Source organism: Streptomyces sp. NRRL WC-3618 (genome assembly GCF_001280005.1).
Classification (GTDB): Bacteria; Actinomycetota; Actinomycetes; order Streptomycetales; family Streptomycetaceae; genus Streptomyces.
The window spans coordinates 1-19,205 of record NZ_LGDW01000480.1 but is presented as its reverse complement, the minus strand read 5'-3'; the positions used below and the strand labels follow the sequence as shown (position 1 = coordinate 19,205).

The following is a 19,205-nucleotide window of genomic DNA, read 5'->3' as shown; positions in this document are numbered from 1 at the left end:
CTGGGTGCCTCAGGACTCGTCCGTGCTGTTGTGCGCATGCTTGAGGCGCGTGCGCGCGTCGACCCGGTCCGCTCCCGTGACCTCGGCCCAGAAGCGGTGCCCGCTCACGAACACCGCGAGCTCGTGTTCCCGGCGCCGCAGTTTCTCCACCTCGGCCTGTTCGTCGGCCGTCCAGCCAGGTGAGGCGGGGCGCTCCACCTTGCGCCAGCCGCGGGTGTCACTGAAACCGTCCAGCGGTTCGACCGACCAGGGGAGTCGTTTCAGCAGGGCGGACAGCTCGGCCCGGACCTGATGCAGCTCCTCCTGACCGGCCAGGAGGTCACTCGGGAAGTCATAGGTCGTCGCCACGCGGTAATGGTACGCCTGTTCGAATTTGGGATGCGAGTTCCTTCCGGTTACTTCCTCTCGGGATCCGGACGTCAGCCGGACATCAGTCGAACGTCAGCCCGACGTCAGCTCCCGCACCACCCGCGTGGCCACCGGTACGTCCACACCGTGCCGCTGGGCCGCGCGCAGCAGGGCTCCGCCGATCGCGTCCAGCTCCAGCGGGCGGCCCGCCTCGGCGTCGCGCTGCATCGACGACCTCGTGGCAGACGGGAAGCTGTCGTTGCGGGCCAGGGCCTGGGCGGGGTCCGACGGGCCGCCGCAGGCCAGGCTCACCGCCGCCGTCTCCTCGACCAGCGCGGTCAGCACCGCCGTTTCAGCATGCGGGCGGCGCGGAACGCCGGGTACGCGCGAGACTGGAGGCATGTGCCGCAGCATCAAGACCCTTCGCCCGCCCGTACTCCCCGAAGAGGCCACCGAGGAGGAGATGCGGGCCGCCGCCCTCCAGTACGTCCGCAAGGTCTCCGGCTTCCGGGCGCCGGCCGCCCACAACCGCGAGGTTTTCGAACACGCCGTCGACGTGATCGCGGCGGCCACGGCCGAGCTCCTCGCCGGCCTCGAGGTGCGAGGCGGGGGTGGTACGGCGACGGCCCGGCACGCGTCGTAGAACGCGCGCCGGGCCGGGCCGGGCCAGGTGGGTGCGGGGGCGTCAGCCGTCAGCCATCGGCCTCGGCTGAGCCTCTAGCCGACCGTCCACTTCTGGTTGTCGCCCGTGCCGCAGGCCCACAGCACCATCTGTGTGCCGTTGGCCGTGGCCGCGCCGTACGCGTCCAGGCAGAGGCCCGCGTTGACGTTCGTGATCGTGCCGTCGGAGTTGACGTTCCACTTCTGGTTGTTGCCGCCGTGGCAGTCCCAGATGGTGACCTTCGTACCGTTGGCCGTGCCGCTGTCGTAGGCGTCCAGGCACTTGTTGCCGTACACCACGAGTTCCTTGCGGGAGGTGTACGTCCACGCCTGGTTGGAGCCGCCGTTGCAGTCCCACAGCTCGGCCTGGGTGCCGTTGGTGATCGTGCTGTCGAAGACGTCCAGGCAGCGCCCGGACTGCTTGCCGACGACCAGGCTGCCGTTGGTGCCGGGCACCGGCCGGACGGTCAGCGTGCCCAGGGCCGGGCCGCCCGTGACGGCGAGCGTGTTGGCGCCACCCTTGGAGAGGGCGACCTGGACGGAGATCGTGCCCGGGGTCGAGCCGGTCGGCGGGAACGACACGGTGGTGGCCGTCTGGCTGTTGACCTGGAGGGTCGCCGTACGGGCGGTGCTCGTGTTGTTCGTGTACGTGAGGTCGGCGACCGCGACACCGGTGTTCGCCGCGGTCACGCCGGTGTAGCGGGCGGACGAGTCGGGCTCGTACGCGCTGCTCGCGGCCTCCGTGGCGCCGCTGATCGTACGCATGACCGAGCCACCGGCCGGGACGCTGGTGGTGTAACTGCCGCTGTAGGTACCGCTGTTGGAGCGGGCCCACGGGTCACGGACGGTCGCGCCGGCGTTGGTCAGGCCCAGGTCGGACCAGCGGACGGTCATGTTCTGGGCGGAGGAGGTGCGGTTGAGCAGGACGACGGCACGGTTGCCGGTGCCGGACAGGACCTTGCCGTAGACCTGGAGCCCGGTGGTGTCCTCGGCGACCTTGACGCCCTGGAGGCCGCGCGGGTCCTGGTCGACGGCGACGACTTCGGGGTTCTTGAGGATGTCGGCCGTCTCGGTGCTCATGGTCGCCAGGTTGTTTCCGGCGAGCAGCGGGGCTCCGGAGATGGCCCACAGGTCCATGTGGGTGCGGTTCTGGGCGGCGTTGAAACCGTCCATCCCGACGATCAGCATGTCCGCGTCGTTGTAGTAGCCGGTGTGCTGCGCGGTGGGGTGCAGGTTCCTGTCGTAGTTGGTCAGGAGCCTGCTCATGGACGCCTGCTCACCGTAGAAGATGATGTCGTCGTTGGTCCGCCACATCGCGCCCTGTCCCGGCGCCCAGTTCCATGTGTTCTGGCGGCCCCAGTTGCACAGCGACAGGGTCATCGGGCGGCCGGTGGCGGCCGTCGCTTTGGTGATCGCGTCGCTGATGGCCTGGTAAGTCGACTTCGCGTCGAGTCCCTCCCTCTCACCGCCGCACCAGTCGACCTTGACGAAGTCGAAGCCCCACTGGGAGAACTGCAGGAAGTCCTGGTTGTAATGGCCCTCGCTGCCCGAGCCGGGCGCGGCGGGGCGGCCGGTCGGGTAGTAGTAGCCGCAGCCGTCCTTGCCCGCGTCGGTGTAGATGCCCGCCTTCAGGCCCTTGCTGTGGATGTAGTCGGCGATGGCCTTCATACCGCCGGGCCACTCGGACTCGTCGATGGTGATGTTGCCGGCACCGTCCCGGGTGCCCTGCCACCAGCCCTCGTCGATGTTGATGTACTTGTACCCGGCGGCGGGCAGCCCGGACGCGACGAACGCGTCGACCTGGCCCTTGATCACGTTGTAGTCGATCTTCGCGGCGAAGCTGTTCCAGGAGGCCCAGCCCATGGGGGCGGCGGGGACCGGTATCTGGCGGGTGGAGGCGGCGACGGGGGCGGTGTCGCCGAGGGAGGTCGCTTCGTCGCCGGCCTGGGGCTGGGCGAAGAGGAGAGCGGCGGTCGCCGCGGTCGCGAGGGCGAGGGCGCGGATGGCGGCGCGTCGGGCGAGGGACGGGCGCGGTGGGGGATACATGCGGCTCCTTTTCCGGGGCGCGACGGTGCGACTCCCGGACTTCTTTGGTCGATATATCGAACTGTGATCGGGAAACCGGACGAGGGGGCGCGCTGAAATTAGAGTGGTGGGGAGGTTGAAGTCAACGGGTGTGGCAGAGGTTGTTTTGCCAACGGGGCGATTTCGGTGGGGAATTGTTGAGGTGGGGGTGCGGGTGCGTTGTGGCTTGTCGCGCAGTTCCCCGCGCCCCTATAGGGGCGCGTTTCCGCGACGTCGGTCGGGTCTCAGGCGCCGGTTGTTCGTGGGCGGCGCATCAGGAATGCCGCTCCCGCGCCCGCGCCGAAGAGGGCTGCCACGGAGACGCCTGTTGCCAGCCAGGTGGCGCCCAGCCACTGGCCGCCGAAGTAGCCGAGGGCGACGCTGTACGCGGCCCAGGCCAGGCCGGCCAGGATGGACCAGGGGAGGAACTCGCCGACCCGGCGGTGGGCGGCGCCCGCGCCGAGGGAGACGACCGAGCGGCCGGCCGGGGCGAAACGGGCGACGACGACCAGGATGCCGCCGCTGTGCGCGAGGGCCTGGCCGAGACGTTCCTGCGCGCTGGTCAGGCGCCGGGAGCGGGCGATGGCGCGGTCCAGCCGGGCTCCGCCGTGCCAGGCCAGCCGGTACGCCACCAGGTCGCCGACGACCGACGCCGTGGCCGCGCACAGGGTGAGCGCGAGGATGTCGGGGACCTCCTGCGGCACCTGGCCGACGGCCGCTCCGGTACCGGCGGCGGCAGCCGTGGCGGCCGTGATGACCAGGACACCGCTCGGCAGTACCGGCACCAGGACGTCGAACAGTACGGACACAGCCACGAGGGCGTAGATCCACGGGGTCCCGGTCAGTGACCCCACACTCTCAAGCACCGCAGACTCCCCGAAACTCCCCCGTCGGCCCGTTCCCGTGCCGCTACCTCAACGGGGGAGCGGTGGGCGGCCTGTGACAGCCATACAGCGTACGCGGGGGGTGTGACAGGAGATCCACCGGGTGCGCATGTGTTCGGCACACGATGTTCACCCTGACGCACGCCGATGCCCGTCCCCGGGGCATGGGGACGGGCATCGGTGAATCGTGGATCAGGCGGCTACCGGTGCCTTGTCCGTCTTCTCCCGTGACGCCTTCGTCGTCTCCGACGAGCGCTTCGCGAGGAACCGGTCCACGCCTAAGGCGCCGGAGCCGGTGAAGACGAGCAGGAAGAAGGCCCAGCAGAAGGTGGCTGCCAGTTCGCCCTGGTTCTGGATCGGCATGAGGGCGCTCGGCTGGTGGACGTCGAAGTACGCGTACGCCATCGCGCCCGAGGCGATGAACGAGGCGGCGCGGGTACCGAGGCCCAGCAGGACCAGGGTGCCCCCGACCAGCTCGATCACGGCCGCGTACCACCCGGGCCAGGTACCGGTCGGCACCGTCGGCTCGTCGCCGAGGACGCCGAACAGGGAGCGGGCGCCGTGGCAGGCGAAGAGCAGGCCGATCACGATCCGGAACAGGCCGATGGCGTATGGCTGAGCGTTGTTGAGGCGGGCGGACATGTGGGGGGTGTCTCCTTCGGTCGGGGCCGTCCCTCCGAGGACCTGAACTGAGGCCCGGAAGGGATCGGTCCGGGGGGTCGGAGCCGAGCGGGCAACCCACCGTAGGACGGCTCAATCGATAGTTGCAAGTTCAACATTTGGCCATCGCGTTGCCTCCATGTGATCTCCGGTTCGCCCTTCCGGTTCGCCAATTGCCTTACGTGGGACCGCTGTTGGGGTCATACGCAGCACCGCCCGTGCCATCGCGTCCGCGTCCGAAAACATGACCGAATTCACGCCAGGGCGTGCCCCGGCCGCCGTCACCCAGTGCACCCCCTCCGTGGGGACCCCGAACGCCAACCTCCTTGGCTGCGGCCGACCGTGACGGTCCATCAAGTAGCAAGGGCGCGGAGTCACATCCAGTCCGCCCGTCTCGTAGCCGTCGATCACGTGCGGCCTCGCCCCGCCCGTCCGCAGCAACCCGGCGAGGAGCGGATCGGCCGTGCGGCGGAGGTCGGGCTCCGGCAGCCGTGCCTCGATGAGCGCGGTCACGCGTACGGCCGAGCCCGGCACGTCGGGGGAGTGCGCCACCCAGGCCCCGTCCGCCGCGCGTACCTCGAGGCGCGGCCCGAGCACCTCCACCACGCCCGCCGCCACCAGCGCCGCCAGCTCCTCGACGCGCCGCCTGGGCGGCCCTATGGAGAGGAACGCGTTGAGCGAGGTGTACCAGCGGTCCAGGTGGTCCCGGCGCGAGTCGCCCGGCAGCCCGCCGTGGTCGACGATCAGCCGCAGCTCGTTGCGCACGTCGCGCAGCAGGTCCTGGGCCGCCTTCACGGGCCCGTCCACATTGCCCAGGGCGGCCTGGGCGGCGTCCTCGCGGAGGTGGGCGAGCAGCCAGTTCCGCCAGGCGGCGGCGTCGGCGAAGACCTGTCCGGCGTACGGCCGTGACATCCGCTCCCAGGACCAGCGGTCGGCCTCCGGTATGCCGAACTCGTCCAGTACGGCTGCCTCTTGGGGCGCGCGGTGCGGGGTGGCGAGGAAACGGTCCCGGAAGCCGTCGAGCGGACGGTCCGTCAACTTCCGTTCCCGCAGCAGGGTTTCGTAGTAGACCGTCTCGACCTCCTTCGCCACCAGCGGCCATATCTCCGTGCGGAAGTCGGGGGCTTCCCCGGAGTCGGCGCGCTTGCGGAAGCCGGCGATCACCTCGCCGGTGAGGACGAGCGGTACGTGCCTGCCGTACGGGCCCTTCGCGTTGTCGCCGCGCGCCTGGTACGGGACGCCGCGCCGCGAACCGGCGTACAGCCGGGGCTCATGTCCGGAGGGCAGGTAACGCAGGCCGCCCTCGGGACGGCGCACGAAACGTCCGCCCCGGCCCGTCGTCAGCAGGGTCAGATGGTCGAAGAAGTTGAGGCCGAGGCCGCGCAGCAGGACCGGTTCCCCGGGGGCGAGCGGCGAGAGGTCGACGTCGGCCGGGTTGGCGGGCGGGATGTGACGCAGGCCGTGGAGGCCGGCGTACGAGGTGAGGCGCTGTTGTTCGTCGTCCGGGACCAGGGGGAGGTGGCCCTGGGCGAGGACGACGGCGGTCAGGCCGGACAGGCCGGTCAGGCCGCTGTCGCCCGTGAGGGTGAGGGTCTGGCTGCCGTCGGGGGCCTCGTCGAGGCGGATCGCGCGTGCCCGGTGCGTCTGGACGCGCACGGACGGCGGCGCCTCGCGCACGACCTTCGCGAACACCCACTCCAGGTAACGCCCGTAGTGGGCGCGGGTCGGGTAGTCGTCCGGCCCCAACTCGCCTTCCGCGTCAGGGGAGTCGCGCGTCCACTCGTACAGGCTCGGCCCCGGGCGGATCGGGCCCGAGCAGTCCACGCTGTCGTCGGTGAAGAGGGTCACCTGCGAGGCCACGGTGTTCATCAGCAGCCGGGGCGACTGCGAGGTGCGCCAGACCTGACCCGCGCCGGGCGGCGCCGGGTCGACGACGTGGACGGTCAACCGGGCCCCGGGCGGCAGGAGTTCGGGTGCGGAGGCGCAGAGGCGTTCCAGCACGCCGGTGCCGCGCGGCCCGGCGCCGACCAGGGCGACGGACAGAGAGGGAGCGCCGGGCGCGGTCCTGGGCGGCTCGGCGGGCGCTGGAGACACTGGAGACAAGGGGGTCACTCCCGGGCGTGTGGGGGCGCGTTGGCAGGAGAGCCGCCCACCGGAAGCGGACGGTCCGCCTCATCATGCCGCCGGTGACCACCCGGGCCGGGCACCGGGGACGTGGGTCGCCGCCGGTGTGGGATGCCTCACGCGCTCAGCTCGGACTCCATGACCGTCTCCAGCCGTGCCCCGCCGCCCTTCTCGCCCCGGGTCCGGTCGAGCCGCAGCCGGGCCGAACGGCCGCGCACGGTCAGGGTCATCAGCATGTTGCCGAACCAGGGGCCGCCCGTTCTGCGCCAGGTGACCGGCGGACGCGGGACCCGGCCGTGCCGGGCGAGCCGGCGGCCCAGGGCGCGGCCCAGACCGCTCCAGCCCAGCCGGAAGCCGGCCTTTATGTAGAGCGGGATGGCGTTGTGGACGGGGGAGCAGGTCAGCTGGAGGACGCGCGCGTCCGGACGGGAGGCCTCGGGCCAGGTGGGCTCGGCCGCGTACGCGTGGTGGACGTCCCCCGACAGGACCAGCACCGTCGCCGGGGCCTGCGGGCCCGAACCCACTTCCGCGATCAGGTCGGCCAGCGCGGTGAAGGAGCGGGTGAACGCCGCCCAGTGTTCGAGGTCGGCCGCGCGGCGCAGTTTCTCCCCGAACCGGGCCCAGCGCGCGCCGCGTTCGCCCGCGCACAGGGCCTCGTCCCATGCCTCGGCGTCGTGCACGAGGTGCGGCAGCAGCCAGGGCAGCGAGGTGCCGATGAGAAGGTGGTCGCAGGAGCCGGGATCCGCCAGCGCCTGTTCGCGCACCCAGGCCTCCGCGCCCGGATTCAGCATCGCGCGCCTGTCCTCGTCGAGGACCCGGGCCGCCCTGCTGTCCACCATCAGCAGGCGTACGCGGCCGAAGTCGCGCCGGTAGCTCCAACGGACCGAGTCGGGGTCCGCGTCCGCCCGCGCGGCGAAGGCGCGCAGGACGTCCGTACCGTCGGGGCTCTCGCGTACGGCCGCGTACAGCGGGTCGGTGGCGAGTTCGGCCGGGGTGAGGTTGCCCAGGTGCTGGTGCACCCAGTACGACATCAGGCCGCTCAGCAGCCGCTCGCGCCACCACGGGGTGTCCCGCATGTCGGCCAGCCAGGCGGCGCTGGTGTTCCAATCATCGGCGATGTCGTGATCGTCGAAGATCATGCAGCTGGGGACGGTGGAGAGCAGCCAGCGCACGTCGGGGTCGAGCCAGGACTCGTAGTAGAGGTGGGTGTATTCCTCGTAGTCCGCGACCTCGGCGCCCGGCGGTTCGGACAGGTCCCGGCGGGCGGCCAGCCAGTCGCGGGTGTCGTGGGACACCTCGTCGGCGTACACCTGGTCGCCCAACAGGAGGAGGACGTCCGGGCGTTCGCCCGTGGGGTCGGCCGCCATCCGCGTGGCCAGGGTGTCCAGGGCGTCCGCGCCCACCGGGTCCTTCTCGCCGGCGGCCGGCGCCGCCCAGCGGCAGGACCCGAAGGCGACCCGGAACGCGTCGCCCTCCGCTTCCCGCTCTCCGTCGTCGGCGGTGCGGATGACGGAGGGCGGGAAGGGCGAGTCGGGCAGCGGCCACACGCGGACGCCGTCCAGGAGCACCTCGTACGCCGTCGTCGTGCCCGGGGTGAGGCCCGTGACCGGGATCAGCGCATAGTGGTGGCCCGCGACCTGGAAGGTGCGGGTGCTGCCGCCGGCGCCGTCCGCGCAGCGCGCCTCGGCCGTGCAGGGGCGGCTCGCCTCGACCCAGACGGTCGCGGACGAGCCGTCGGCGTACCTCAGCAGCGGTCCCAGGCGAAGTGTCGCCATGTGATCACCCTCCTCCGTCGCACCGTACGGTACGGACGCCGGAGGAGGCCGGGGAGGTTGCGTGCATGGCGCATTCGGCCGATGGCCGGTGAGTGGCCGGTCGACGGCCGCTCGATGGCCGGTCATTGGCGGCCCGACGGCCGCTCAGCGGGTCGCCGGCAGCCGGCAGCTGGTCAGCAGCTCGCGAGGTAGTTCGTGAGCGCGCTCTTCTCGGCCGAGTCGACCGCGAGGTCGTAGTAGTACTTCACCTGGACCCAGGCGCGGACGTACGTGCAGCGGTACGAGGTGACCGACGGCATCCACTCGGCCGGGTCCTGGTCGCTCTTGGACTGGTTCACGTTGTCCGTGACGGCGATGAGCTGCGGCCGGGTGACGTCGTTGGCGAAGGCCTGGCGCTGGGCGGTGGTCCAGGCGCCGGCGCCGGAGTCCCAGGCCTCGGCGAGCGGGACCAGGTGGTCGATGTCGAGGTCGGAGGCGGCGGTCCAGGTGGCGCCGTCGTACGGGGAGAACCAGCTGCCGCTGGTGGCGGTGCAGGCGGAGTTGGTGACGACGTTCGAACCGTCGCGCTTGAGGATGTACTCACGCGTGTTGCACGTGCCGCTGATCGTGATCCAGGTGGGGAAGAGATCGCGGCTGTAGCCCGTGCGGTTCTCGGTCTTCACGGTGAGGGAGGCGAGGTAGGTACGGGCCGTGGCGGCGCTGACCGGGGTGGGGAGAGCGGCGGAGGCGGTCGGACCGTTGAAAAGTCCGACCGAGGCTATGAGCCCGGTGAACGCGGCGAGTATGCTGATCCGTCGACGCGCGTAGAACTTCGGCATGCGAACTCCCTCGGGGGATGCGGGCGTTGAGCGCGAGCGAGTGAATGCTCGCGTCGGTTGATTGCCGTGAGATGTGCGATCGGTGAGAAGTTAGTGTCGTGTGCATGACATCGCCACCCCTCGGGCGTCGGTTATCGTGGACGGTGCAGAAGGGGAGTAGCTCTTCGCCGGACCGTCGACATACTGCTCAGCTCGTCTGAGCCGGCGCCCGGAGGCAGGTCATCGTCATATGGCCTGCCAGCGAGACCTTCGGCCTAGTAGTGCACTGACCGTGCGCTGCCGTGCCGAGGTGTCGTTCTTGCGGTAACACTCTCGGCGGGGCAGCCCCGACCGATTGAGGAACCTTGATCAGCCTCACCGTGACAGCGCTCGTCTTCGGCGTCGTCTTCCTCGCCGAACTCCCGGACAAGACGGCCCTCGCCGGGCTCGTCCTCGGCACCCGCTATCGCGCCTCGTACGTCTTCGCCGGCGTCGCCGCCGCGTTCACCCTGCACGTCGTGCTCGCCGTCGCGGCGGGCAGTGTCCTCACCCTCCTGCCGCAGCGGCTTGTGCACGCGCTGACCGGCGTGCTGTTCCTGGGCGGCGCCGCCGTGCTGCTGATGAAGAAGGGTGGGGACGAGGAGGAGGTCCGGCGCCCCGAGGACCAGTCCTTCTGGAAGGTCGCGGGGGCGGGCTTCATGCTCATCCTGGTCGCCGAGTTCGGCGACCTCACACAGATCATGACGGCCAACCTCGCCGCCCGCTACGACGATCCGCTCTCCGTCGGTCTCGGTGCGGTGCTCGCGCTGTGGGCGGTGGCCGGGCTCGGGATCGTGGGGGGCCGGGCGCTGATGAAGCGGGTGCCGCTGGAGCTGATCACCAGGGTCGCGGCGGTGCTGATGCTGGGGCTCGGGGTGTGGAGTCTTTGGGAGGCGGTGGCTGGGTAGGGGTTGCGGGCGGGCGTGGACGCCCTGAAGGTGGCCGCTCGGTGAACGGTTCGCGTAGGCGGTAGCGGAGAGCGCCGGTTGTTTTGTACCGTGTAGGAACAAAGTGGCTCCCGCCCGTTTTCCCTGACCGGCGGGCGGGGCCGCCTTGGTCCCGTACCTGTGCCCCTGACGGGCGGGGCCGATCTTCCCGTACCTGTGCCCTGGAGCCTGCAGATGACGGTCCCCGTCGTGCTTACCGCCCGCGCCCTCCTCCTCGACATGGACGGCACCCTCGTCAACTCGGACGCCGTCGTCGAGCGCGTCTGGCGGCGCTGGGCCGGGCGGCACGGGCTGGACGGCGACGAGGTCATGAAGGTGGTGCACGGACGGCAGGGGTACGCCTCCATGGCCGTACTGCTGCCCGAGCGGCCCATGGAGCAGAACTATGCCGACAACGCGCGGCTGCTCGCGGAGGAGACCGCCGACCTGGACGGTGTCGTCGCGATACCAGGCGCCCTCGAGTTCCTGGCGTCCCTGCGGGGGCTGCCGCACGCGCTGGTGACCTCCGCCGACGTCGCGCTGTCGACCGCGCGGATGGGGGCGGCGGGGCTGGGGCTGCCCGACGTACGCGTCACGGCGGAGTCCGTCGGGGCGAGCAAGCCGGATCCCGAGGGGTTCCTGAAGGGCGCGGCCGAGTTGGGTGTCGACCCGGCCGACTGTGTGGTGTTCGAGGACTCGGGGGCCGGGATCGCGGCGGGGCGCGCCGCGGGGATGCGGGTGGTGGGGGTTGGGCCGCGGGCCCATGTTCACCGGCCGGATGTGGTGGTGGCGGATCTGACGGGGGTGCGGGTTGAGGGGTTGGGGGAGGGGATGGTGCGGGTTCGTTTTGGGGTGGGCGCCAACACTCTCAGCCCGTCCGGCGTTTGAGGGCGAGGCCCGTCAGGGCCGACAGCGGGGGATTGGGGGCGGCGGCCCCCAGGGGACGGGCAACCCCCACCAGCTGCTGAGCCCGCGCAGCCCTACGGCTGTGTCGTTTCCGATTCCAGGCGCTCCCGCGTCGTCCGGTCGTACACGCCCGATTCCTCCGTTTCGATGCCGCGCGTCGTCTGGTACGTGCTGACCGCGTTCTCCACGTTGTCGTCGTAGACGCCATCGGTCTCGCCGAGGTAGATGGCCAACTGGCGTAGCCGCAGTTGGAGTTCGAGGACCTCGTTGCCGTGGTCGCCGGGGCGCAGAACCGGGACGGTGTCCCGCGCGCCGCCGCCGGGGGCCGGGGTGATCGTGCCGGTGGCCGCGGCGGTCGACGGTGCCTGGGTCGGGGTGGCCGACTCGGACGGGGTCGGCGAGGGGGCCGTCAGTGTGGGCGAGGGGGTCGGGCTCGGGCTGGGGGCGGGGGCGGGAGCGGGCTGCTTCGGCGCCGGCTTCGACGGCGTAGGACTGGCTGACGGGGTCGGGGGTGCCGCCGCACTGGTCGTCGCCGCGGGGACGCTCTCCCGTACCTCCTGGGCGGCCGTGTTGTCCCGGGCCGGTTTGTCGTACGTGAACATCCCGCCGGCCAGTCCGCCCGCCGCCAGGATGACGAGGACGGCTCCGGCGGCGCCGAGGAGGAGGACCCGAGGGCGGCTGCCCGACCCGGTCGGCGGCTCGTCCTCGGCCAGGAGGCCGGGAGCGGAGTCAGGGGGCCCTACCGCGGGTATCGCAGCGGTCGCCGCTTCGTCCGGCCGGCCGGTCTCCGGGACCGCCCGCATCGGCATCGTGGCCTCGGCCGCCGGGTCCGCGGTCAGGTGTCCGGGCGAGCCGGGCGAGGTCGGCGAGGTGGGTGACCCGGGTGTTTCGGGGGTCAGTTCCACGTACGGGCGTATGCGCAGGGGGTCGAAGTCCTCCGCTGCCGCCGCCTCCGCCGTGCGGTTCTCGAGGTGGGCGTCGGCCGCGCGTTCGGCGCAGGCGCAGGAGGGCGTGTTGTCGGCTCCCCGGGGCGCGCCGCACTCCGGACACACGTGCCCCATCGGATCGTTCACTGCGCGTCGGTTCCTTCCACGTACGAACCCCCGTACGAATCTCAGAGATTATCCAAAGCCTCTTCACACCTTCTCCCGGAAGCCCCCGGAATCCGGTGTTCCGACGAAGCTCGTGAGGGTTCGACAGGCCATAACCGGTCACACCGACCACGATGGGGATGTCACAAGAGTCACAGGAGGTCTTCATGGCCGCGGAAGCGCGCGGTAGGACGGGAGACGCGGCGGCCGAGAGACCGGCGGCCCCGGGGCCCGAACACGTGCCCGGAAACGTGCTCGTCTCCATCGGCGCCCTGCTGCTCGGCATGCTGCTCGCCGCACTCGACCAGACCATCGTGTCGACCGCGCTGCCGACCATCGTCAGCGATCTCGGCGGAATGGATCACCTGTCATGGGTGGTCACCGCCTATCTGCTGGCGTCGACCGCCGCGACACCCCTCTGGGGCAAACTCGGTGACCAGTACGGCCGCAAGCGGCTGTTCCAGGCCGCGATCGTGATCTTCCTGATCGGTTCCGCGCTGTGCGGCATGGCGCAGAACATGTCCCAGCTGATCGGCTTCCGGGCGTTGCAGGGGCTCGGCGGCGGCGGGCTGATGGTGCTGTCGATGGCGATCGTGGGGGACCTGGTCCCGCCGCGTGAACGGGGCCGCTACCAGGGCCTGTTCGGTGCCGTCTTCGGCGCGACCAGTGTGCTCGGGCCGCTGCTCGGCGGGCTCTTCACCGAGCATCTCAGCTGGCGCTGGGTCTTCTACGTCAACCTCCCCGTCGGCGCCGTCGCCCTCGCGGTCATCGCGGCGGTCCTGCGCATCCCGCGCCGGTCCGCCCGGCATGTCATCGACTATCTGGGCACCTTCCTCATCGCCTCCGTCGCCACCTGTCTCATCCTCGTCACCTCCCTCGGCGACGGCTGGGGCTGGGGTTCGCCGCGGATCGTCGGGCTGGCGCTGCTGGGAGTGGTGCTGGCCGTCGCCTTCGTCCTCGTCGAGCGGCGGGCTGCCGAGCCCGTCCTCCCGCTCAAGCTGTTCCGGCTGCGCACGTTCACCCTGACGGCCGTCATCAGCTTCATCGTCGGCTTCGCCATGTTCGGCGCGATGACCTACCTGCCGACGTTCCTCCAGGTCGTCCAGGGCGTCTCCCCGACCATGTCCGGCGTGCACATGCTGCCGATGGTGTTCGGCCTGCTCCTCGCCTCCACCGTCTCCGGGCAGATCGTCAGCCGTACGGGCCGCTGGAAGGTGTTCCCCATCGCGGGCACCGGCGTCACCGCCCTCGGCCTCCTGCTGCTCCACCGTCTCGACGAGCACAGCACCACCGGCGAGATGAGCGCCTGTTTCCTCGTCTTCGGCCTGGGCCTCGGCCTGGTCATGCAGGTCCTGGTGCTGATCGTGCAGAACGCGGTCAGTTACGAGGATCTCGGCGTCGCCACCTCCGGCGCCACCTTCTTCCGCTCCATCGGCGCCTCCTTCGGCGTGGCCGTCTTCGGTACGGTCTTCGCCGGCCGCCTCGGCGACAAGCTCACTGACGCCTTCCGGGGCGTACGGCTGCCCGCCGGGGTGTCCGCGGACGCGCTGGAGGCCGACCCGCGCGGCATGGCCGCCCTCCCGCCGACCCTGCGCCCGGCAGCCCTGGAGGCGTACGCGTCCGCCATCACCGACGTGTTCCTGTACGCCGCTCCGGTCGCCGTTCTCGGCTTCGTCCTCGCCTGGTTCCTGCGCGAGGACAAGCTGCGCGGTTCGGTGACCGCGCCCGACGTCACGGAGACCCTCGCCAGCAACCCGGTCCAGCGGTCGTCGTACGACGAGGTGTGCCGCGCGCTGTCCGTGCTCGGCACCCGCGAGGGGCGCCGCGAGATCTACCGGACCATCACCGCACGGGCCGGCCTCGACCTGTACCCGGCGGCGAGCTGGCTGCTGCTGCGCATCCGGCGGTACGGCTGGGCGGAGCCCGCGGTGCTGGCCGAGCGCACCTTCGTACCGATGACCGTGATCATCGAGGGTGCCCGGCAGGTCGAGGAACGCGGGCTCGCCGTACGCGAGGGCCTGGAGATGGTCCTCACCGAGGAGGGGCACGAGGTCGCCGAACGGCTGGCGCAGGCCCGCGAGGAGTCCCTTTCCGAGCTGCTGGGCGACTGGTGGGGCCCGGACCGGCCCACCGACCTGGTGCAGCTGGTGAAACTCCTGAACGAGGAACTGTGCGGTTCGGACGCGGAACAGCCGCACAACGGCTCGGCGGACAGGTTCAGTTGAGGCGCGCCGGGCTCGTCGAGATCTCCTGGTTCGCCGGGTTCCCGGGGCTTTCCAGGGATTTGCGGAACCAGTGCTCGGCGTACTCGGCGTCGTTGTGGGGCTCGGTCTCCGTGTAGCCCAGGCGCGTGTACAGGGCGCGTGCCTCGACGAGGTCGGAGCGGGTGTCCAGGACCAGGTGCCGGGCGCCGAGGGCCCGTGCCGCGTCCTCCGCCGCGGCCACCAGACGCGCGGCGCCACCCCTGCCGCGCATCCCCTCGTACAGGAAGACCCGGGTCAGCTCACAGGTCGTGGCGTCGAGGAGCCGTACGCCCGCGCTGCCGGCCGGCTCACCGTCGTACCGGGCGACGAGCAACTGACCGCCCGGCGGGGTCAGTTCGGCGCCCGAGTCCGCTGCGACGCTGAGCTCCAGCTCGTCGGGCTCCGTACGCCGGCCCGTGTGCAGGAGATACCAGCGGTCGCTGACCTCCGTGTAGTACGCCCGCCAGAGCGCGGCGGCGACAGGGGAGTCGAAGGGTTCCGGGGTGATGGTCCAGCTCATGACAGGCATTCTCCCAGGGCTGTTTGGGGAGCGGCTTCCGGGCAACCCGATGTCATAACCGGCCTGTTCGTCGAGAAACGGAAGGCGTTCATGTCCACAGGAATGCTCATCGTTCTGATCGTTGTCGTCGCGGCCGTCGTCATCGGTGCGGTCGCCCTCAACCGGCGGGCCGCGAACCCCCACGGCCCACGCAGTCTGAAACGGCGCTTCGGGCCCGAGTACGAGCGCGTCCTCGCCCGTCACAACGGGGACACCAAGGCCGCTGACCGCGAACTAGCCGAGCGCGTGCAACGCCACGGTGACCTGCGGGAACGGCCGCTGGATCCCGCCGAGCGCGAACGGTACGCGGCCCGCTGGACGGCCGCCCAGGAACACTTCGTCGATTCGCCGCAGCAGGCGGTCGCCGACGCCGACCTGCTCCTCGCCGAGCTGGCCGGAGCCCGTGGCTTCCCCGACGGGGGCCAGTACGAGGAGCAGTTCGCCGCGCTCACGGTGCACCACGCCCACCAGGTGCACGGCTACCGGCGCGTGCATCGCGCGGCCCGCGAGGAGCGGGCCGACACGGAGGAGCTGCGCAGGTCGATGATCGAGGCCCGCGCCTTCTTCGACGAGCTGGTCGGCGCGGCGGAGCGGCCCCGGCCGAAGTCGAAGCCCAAGTCGAAGTCACGACTCAACAAGCTTCAGCTGAAGGGGAGTTGACCAGAATGACGGACATCGACAACCGGGACGGGAAGAAACTGGACACCCGGAAACCGGAGCTGGACACCCGGAAACCGGAGCTGGACACCCGGAAACCCGAGCTGGACAGGGAGTGGCCCGAGGGCGGCAAGCAGGTCGGCGCTCCCGCCGTACCGCCGCCGACGTCCGCCGCACCGGCCCCCGTCCGTGTCCGCGAGACCGGTTCGTCCCACGGCCACGGGACGGGGCTGCTCCCGCAGGACGAGCGGGACAAGCTGACGCTGCGGCTCCAGCACGCCGTCACCGGGTTCGTGGACGGCCCCCAGGAGTCCGTGGAGGAGGCCGACCGGGTGCTGGAGGAGGTCACCGCGCGCTTCACGGAGGCGGTGGCCCGCAGCCGCCGTACCGTACGCGCGACCCTGCGCTCCGCCGACGGCAAGGACTCCGGCGACACCGAACAACTCCGGCTAGCCCTGCGCGACTACCGCGCACTGGCGGAGCGGCTGCTGCACAGCTGAGGTGCGCAGCTGAGGTGCACAGCTGAGGTGCACAGCTGAGGCCCGCGACTGAAGTCGCCTACTCCGTCTGCCCTGGCCGGCCCGCCCGTGTCTCCCGCCACTCCCGTACGACCTCGTCGACGTCGTACGGTTTGAGGCCCAGCGGGGGGCCGGGCGGCGGCTTGTACATCATGTCGCGGATCTTGACGTTGATCTCCGTGACGATCCGGCGGACCGCCCCCTCCGAGGGAGCCCGGAGCGCCGCCGCGAGCGCGTCCTCCGCCTCCTTGCGCAGGGCCAGTGTCGGCGGCAGGACCGACAGCCCCTCGCGGGCCATCTTCTGCTTGACCCACCACATCTCGTCGTACGACGTGTTGCCACCGTCGGCCAACGGCTTGCCCGCCCCGGCGAGCTCGGCGAACTCCCCGCGTGCCTCCGCCTCGCGGATCTGCTTGTCGACCCACGTCTCGAAGTTCACACCGGGTGGTTTGCGTTCGGTCATGTGTCCATTGTGCCGGACCTCGCCCAACCCGACGATGGGGCGATTTATCATGCGGCGGCGTACGGCAACATGGCTGCCGTACAGGGACTGTTCAGCAACGACTGTTCCACGAGGAGCGGTCGGGTCACCTCGGTGACCGTTCAGAAGGAGCGCACGTGCTCGAACTCACCATGGCTACCGTCTCCGGGACGGACGCCGCCGCCACGGCCGGCATGCTCATGGCCGAGGCGCCCAGTGAACCGGGGGCCGTCCTGCGGGTGGGCCGCGACAAGGCCGCGTGTCGTCTCGTGACGCCCGAGGACTGGCTGTTCGTCTCACGGGTCCACCTGGAGTTCCTGTGTGGCCCCGACCACACCTGGCACCTCTCCTGGCTGCAGGGCTCCCAGCCCGACCCTTCCTCCGAGGTCCGGCTGGTGGTCGGCGAGTACGCGCAGACGGTGTCGTACGGCGGGAGCGTGCCGCTGCCCCGAGGCGGTGCCGGAGAGGTCGTCGTCCAGGACCGCACCGGGCCGCGCAGCGTCAACGTGGGCTTCTACCACGAGGGTTGAGCCCGGCGGTGAGGCCCGGTGCGGGCTCCTGGGCAGACGGGTATGTGACGACAGGCCCTACGACACCACCCTCGCCAGGGCGAAGCCGTCGTACCCCTTGCCGCCCACCGTCTGCACCGCCGTGCCGCTCAGCCTCGGGTGGTCGGCGATGAGCTGGAGCGCGGCGCGGGTGCCCCGGATGCTCGGGTCCGTGGAGTCCGCTTCGGTCACCTTGCCGCCGCGCACCACGTTGTCGACGATGATCAGGCTGCCCGTGGTGGTCAGCCTGAGGGCCCACTCCACGTAGTGCGGGTTGTTGGCCTTGTCGGCGTCGATGAAGACCAGGTCGAACGGCGCCGGGTTCTCGTCGGCCAGCTTGGGCAGCGACTCCAGGGCGGGGCCCGTCCGCACCTCGGTGATGGTGTCGAGGCCGGCCCGGGCGAGGTTGCGGCGGGCGACGTCGGCGTGCTTCTCGTCGTACTCCAGGGTGATCAGCCTGCCGTCGGCCGGGAGCGCGCGGCCCAGCCAGATGGTGCTGTAGCCGCCGAGGGTGCCGATCTCCAGGATGCGGCGGGCGCCCTGGATCTGGGCGAGGAGCTGGAGCAGCTTGCCCTGGTTCGGGGCCACGTTGATGTGCGGCAGCCCCTCCGCGTCGCTGTCGCGCAGGGCGGCCTCCAGGGCGTCGTCGGCCGGAGTCAGGAGGGTGGTGAAGTAGTCGTCGACGTCTTCCCAGTGCTGGGACTCGCTCATGAGAGTCGTGCCTTCCGTTCGGGACCGGGGTGTGCGGTGCGGGGCGTGTGCCGACTCATTTGTAGCTCTCTCGGGCGATCACGTCGTTGATCCGCGCCTCGTCGAGTTCGTAGACCGTCTCGCCGGCCCGGGGGTCGCGGGCGTGCAGCGTGTGGAACAGCGGGCTGTGCGGCGAGTCCAGGTCGACGAGCGTGGCCGAGGCCCCGCGCACCGCCCGTTCCGTGCCCGCCGGGCCGGTCAGGTCGATCCGGTTGACCACTCCCGGTGTAACCCACACCGGCACCGACTCCAGGTACCCCATGATCTGGAGGTGGAAGTGCCCGCACAGGATCAGTCGTACGTCGCTGCCGCGCACGGCGTCCGCCAGGTCCGCCGGGTTCCCGAGGCCCAGCGCCCGCTGGAGCGGGTTGTCGAGGGTGACCGGCGGATGATGCAGGACGACGGTCGTGCCGTGCGGCGCCGGGGTGCGCAACAGCTCGCGCAGCCAGTCGAGTTGGGCGGCGCCGAGATATCCGTACACCTTGCCCGGCACGAGCGAGTCGAGTGTGACGATCCGGTGCCCGTCCACGAGGCTTGAAGCCGCCAACTCGCCGTCGGCGGAGGCGAGTCGGTCCTCGGCGCGGTCGCCGCCCGCCGGGTCCAGGTGCCCGCTGCCCAGCGCCTTCGCGAAGGCGACGCGCTCGTCGTGGTTGCCGGTGGCGCAGAGGCGCCCCGCTGTCCGCGAGGTCCCCGCTGACGACGACGGCCGAGAGGCCCGCGAGATGCCGTACGTCGGTGAGCATCCCGCGCAGTGACGCGGCCGGGTCGACGCCGTTGCGGTTGGGTGCGCCGGCGTGGTCGATGTGGGTGTCGGAGAGGTGGAGGATCCGCATCCCGCCGACGCTACGCCGACCCCGCAGCGACCGACCCCACAGAGGCGCTGCGATTCTCCTGGGAGTCGTACAGGAAGGGATGTGTAGGGCAAATGGTACTCATGGGGTGTACGGAGCGTACGGGGTGAACTGGGTAGGAGGTCTGCGAGGCGTGGCGAACGCGGAGCACGGTGGTGGAGCGGGAGGTGCCTTCGGAGGGGGTGGCGCCCAGGCAGTGCGGGCACGGCTGAAGGTGGCCCGTGCGGTGCTCTGGCTCATCGTCGCCGTCCTCGCGGTCAGACAGGTGGCCGCCGTCCTCGGCACCCCGAAGGCGGACCGGCTGACGGATCTGGAGACCTGGGT

General features: G+C 71.1%; 20 protein-coding genes and 1 pseudogene. 8 read left to right on the top strand and 13 right to left on the bottom strand.

What is annotated here, in order from left to right; all coding sequences use genetic code 11:
* Positions 1-9: 9 nt before the first annotated feature.
* Positions 10-348, bottom strand: coding sequence for a hypothetical protein (locus ADL01_RS37620; RefSeq protein WP_053746567.1), 339 nt, complete (start codon positions 346-348; stop codon positions 10-12).
* 93 nt (positions 349-441) lie between these two features.
* A pseudogene (locus ADL01_RS37615) lies at positions 442-690 on the bottom strand (ketopantoate reductase family protein); the annotation flags it as partial.
* A 58-nt stretch (positions 691-748) separates the two neighbouring features.
* Between ADL01_RS37615 and ADL01_RS37610 the strand changes: the two are divergent.
* On the top strand, positions 749-991 hold the full coding sequence (locus tag ADL01_RS37610; RefSeq protein WP_053746565.1) for a DUF2277 domain-containing protein: 243 nt from the start codon (positions 749-751) through the stop codon (positions 989-991).
* A 74-nt stretch (positions 992-1,065) separates the two neighbouring features.
* Here the strand turns inward: ADL01_RS37610 and ADL01_RS37605 are convergent, their stop codons facing one another.
* From ADL01_RS37605 to ADL01_RS37580, 6 genes are all read right to left on the bottom strand, one after another.
* On the bottom strand, positions 1,066-3,054 hold the full coding sequence (locus tag ADL01_RS37605) for an RICIN domain-containing protein (protein WP_053746564.1): 1,989 nt from the start codon (positions 3,052-3,054) through the stop codon (positions 1,066-1,068).
* A 263-nt stretch (positions 3,055-3,317) separates the two neighbouring features.
* On the bottom strand, positions 3,318-3,938 hold the full coding sequence (locus ADL01_RS37600; protein WP_053746563.1) for a DedA family protein: 621 nt from the start codon (positions 3,936-3,938) through the stop codon (positions 3,318-3,320).
* Positions 3,939-4,148: 210 nt separating this feature from the next.
* Positions 4,149-4,598: a DoxX family protein gene (locus tag ADL01_RS37595; protein WP_053746562.1), complete on the bottom strand. Its 450-nt coding sequence runs from the start codon at positions 4,596-4,598 to the stop codon at positions 4,149-4,151.
* A 111-nt stretch (positions 4,599-4,709) separates the two neighbouring features.
* Positions 4,710-6,710, bottom strand: a complete 2,001-nt coding sequence (locus tag ADL01_RS37590) for an FAD/NAD(P)-binding protein (RefSeq protein WP_053746561.1) — start codon at positions 6,708-6,710, stop codon at positions 4,710-4,712.
* 146 nt (positions 6,711-6,856) lie between these two features.
* Complete coding sequence (locus ADL01_RS37585) at positions 6,857-8,515, bottom strand: alkaline phosphatase D family protein (protein ID WP_053746560.1); 1,659 nt, start codon at positions 8,513-8,515, stop codon at positions 6,857-6,859.
* 173 nt (positions 8,516-8,688) lie between these two features.
* Positions 8,689-9,333 carry an HNH endonuclease family protein gene (locus ADL01_RS37580; protein WP_053746559.1) on the bottom strand — a complete coding sequence of 215 codons (645 nt, stop codon included), beginning with the start codon at positions 9,331-9,333 and terminating at the stop codon, positions 8,689-8,691.
* 344 nt (positions 9,334-9,677) lie between these two features.
* On the opposite strand from ADL01_RS37580, the gene ADL01_RS37575 reads away from it, so the two are divergent.
* On the top strand, positions 9,678-10,259 hold the full coding sequence (locus ADL01_RS37575) for a TMEM165/GDT1 family protein (RefSeq protein ID WP_053746558.1): 582 nt from the start codon (positions 9,678-9,680) through the stop codon (positions 10,257-10,259).
* Between the two features lie 213 nt (positions 10,260-10,472).
* Positions 10,473-11,165, top strand: a complete 693-nt coding sequence (locus tag ADL01_RS37570; protein ID WP_053746557.1) for an HAD-IA family hydrolase — start codon at positions 10,473-10,475, stop codon at positions 11,163-11,165.
* Positions 11,166-11,257: 92 nt separating this feature from the next.
* Here ADL01_RS37570 and ADL01_RS37565 read toward each other — a convergent pair whose 3' ends face one another.
* The gene (locus tag ADL01_RS37565) at positions 11,258-12,256 is read right to left on the bottom strand and encodes a peptidoglycan-binding domain-containing protein (protein ID WP_053746556.1); all 999 of its coding nucleotides are present in this window, start codon (positions 12,254-12,256) and stop codon (positions 11,258-11,260) included.
* A 185-nt stretch (positions 12,257-12,441) separates the two neighbouring features.
* On the opposite strand from ADL01_RS37565, the gene ADL01_RS37560 reads away from it, so the two are divergent.
* On the top strand, positions 12,442-14,499 hold the full coding sequence (locus ADL01_RS37560) for an MDR family MFS transporter (RefSeq protein WP_053746555.1): 2,058 nt from the start codon (positions 12,442-12,444) through the stop codon (positions 14,497-14,499).
* On the opposite strand, the gene ADL01_RS37555 is transcribed toward ADL01_RS37560, so the two are convergent.
* Positions 14,492-15,037, bottom strand: coding sequence for a GNAT family N-acetyltransferase (locus tag ADL01_RS37555; protein WP_107091104.1), 546 nt, complete (start codon positions 15,035-15,037; stop codon positions 14,492-14,494). The two genes, ADL01_RS37560 and ADL01_RS37555, sit on opposite strands and share 8 nt — an antisense overlap.
* A gap of 90 nt (positions 15,038-15,127) precedes the next feature.
* Between ADL01_RS37555 and ADL01_RS37550 the strand changes: the two genes are divergently transcribed.
* Complete coding sequence (locus ADL01_RS37550) at positions 15,128-15,736, top strand: hypothetical protein (RefSeq protein WP_078961002.1); 609 nt, start codon at positions 15,128-15,130, stop codon at positions 15,734-15,736.
* A 5-nt stretch (positions 15,737-15,741) separates the two neighbouring features.
* Positions 15,742-16,233: a hypothetical protein gene (locus tag ADL01_RS37545; protein ID WP_199835061.1), complete on the top strand. Its 492-nt coding sequence runs from the start codon at positions 15,742-15,744 to the stop codon at positions 16,231-16,233.
* Between the two features lie 58 nt (positions 16,234-16,291).
* Here ADL01_RS37545 and ADL01_RS37540 read toward each other — a convergent pair whose 3' ends face one another.
* The gene (locus ADL01_RS37540) at positions 16,292-16,714 is read right to left on the bottom strand and encodes a DUF1992 domain-containing protein (RefSeq protein WP_053746552.1); all 423 of its coding nucleotides are present in this window, start codon (positions 16,712-16,714) and stop codon (positions 16,292-16,294) included.
* 155 nt (positions 16,715-16,869) lie between these two features.
* Between ADL01_RS37540 and ADL01_RS37535 the strand changes: the two genes are divergently transcribed.
* Positions 16,870-17,262, top strand: coding sequence for a hypothetical protein (locus tag ADL01_RS37535; protein WP_053746551.1), 393 nt, complete (start codon positions 16,870-16,872; stop codon positions 17,260-17,262).
* A gap of 57 nt (positions 17,263-17,319) precedes the next feature.
* On the opposite strand, the gene ADL01_RS37530 is transcribed toward ADL01_RS37535, so the two are convergent.
* Positions 17,320-17,991, bottom strand: coding sequence for an O-methyltransferase (locus ADL01_RS37530; RefSeq protein WP_053746550.1), 672 nt, complete (start codon positions 17,989-17,991; stop codon positions 17,320-17,322).
* Positions 17,992-18,046: 55 nt separating this feature from the next.
* Positions 18,047-19,087: a metallophosphoesterase gene (locus ADL01_RS37525; RefSeq protein ID WP_324614653.1), complete on the bottom strand. Its 1,041-nt coding sequence runs from the start codon at positions 19,085-19,087 to the stop codon at positions 18,047-18,049.
* Between ADL01_RS37525 and ADL01_RS43140 the strand changes: the two genes are divergently transcribed.
* Positions 19,015-19,205: hypothetical protein (locus tag ADL01_RS43140; protein ID WP_234354936.1), on the top strand; the 191-nt coding region annotated here is incomplete at its 3' end. The genes ADL01_RS37525 and ADL01_RS43140 overlap by 73 nt on opposite strands.

Bases quoted from the DNA above. Each gene is read 5' to 3' on its own strand.
- ADL01_RS37560 (WP_053746555.1), top strand. From the start codon at position 12,442: ATGGCCGCGGAAGCGCGCGGTAGGACGGGAGACGCGGCGGCCGAGAGA.
- ADL01_RS37595 (WP_053746562.1), bottom strand. From the start codon at position 4,598: ATGTCCGCCCGCCTCAACAACGCTCAGCCATACGCCATCGGCCTGTTC.
- ADL01_RS37570 (WP_053746557.1), top strand. From the start codon at position 10,473: ATGACGGTCCCCGTCGTGCTTACCGCCCGCGCCCTCCTCCTCGACATG.
- ADL01_RS37530 (WP_053746550.1), bottom strand. From the start codon at position 17,991: ATGAGCGAGTCCCAGCACTGGGAAGACGTCGACGACTACTTCACCACC.
- ADL01_RS37585 (WP_053746560.1), bottom strand. From the start codon at position 8,515: ATGGCGACACTTCGCCTGGGACCGCTGCTGAGGTACGCCGACGGCTCG.
- ADL01_RS37610 (WP_053746565.1), top strand. From the start codon at position 749: ATGTGCCGCAGCATCAAGACCCTTCGCCCGCCCGTACTCCCCGAAGAG.
- ADL01_RS37580 (WP_053746559.1), bottom strand. From the start codon at position 9,333: ATGCCGAAGTTCTACGCGCGTCGACGGATCAGCATACTCGCCGCGTTC.
- ADL01_RS37605 (WP_053746564.1), bottom strand. From the start codon at position 3,054: ATGTATCCCCCACCGCGCCCGTCCCTCGCCCGACGCGCCGCCATCCGC.
- ADL01_RS37555 (WP_107091104.1), bottom strand. From the start codon at position 15,037: ATGAGCTGGACCATCACCCCGGAACCCTTCGACTCCCCTGTCGCCGCC.
- ADL01_RS37545 (WP_199835061.1), top strand. From the start codon at position 15,742: ATGACGGACATCGACAACCGGGACGGGAAGAAACTGGACACCCGGAAA.
- ADL01_RS37540 (WP_053746552.1), bottom strand. From the start codon at position 16,714: ATGACCGAACGCAAACCACCCGGTGTGAACTTCGAGACGTGGGTCGAC.
- ADL01_RS37550 (WP_078961002.1), top strand. From the start codon at position 15,128: ATGTCCACAGGAATGCTCATCGTTCTGATCGTTGTCGTCGCGGCCGTC.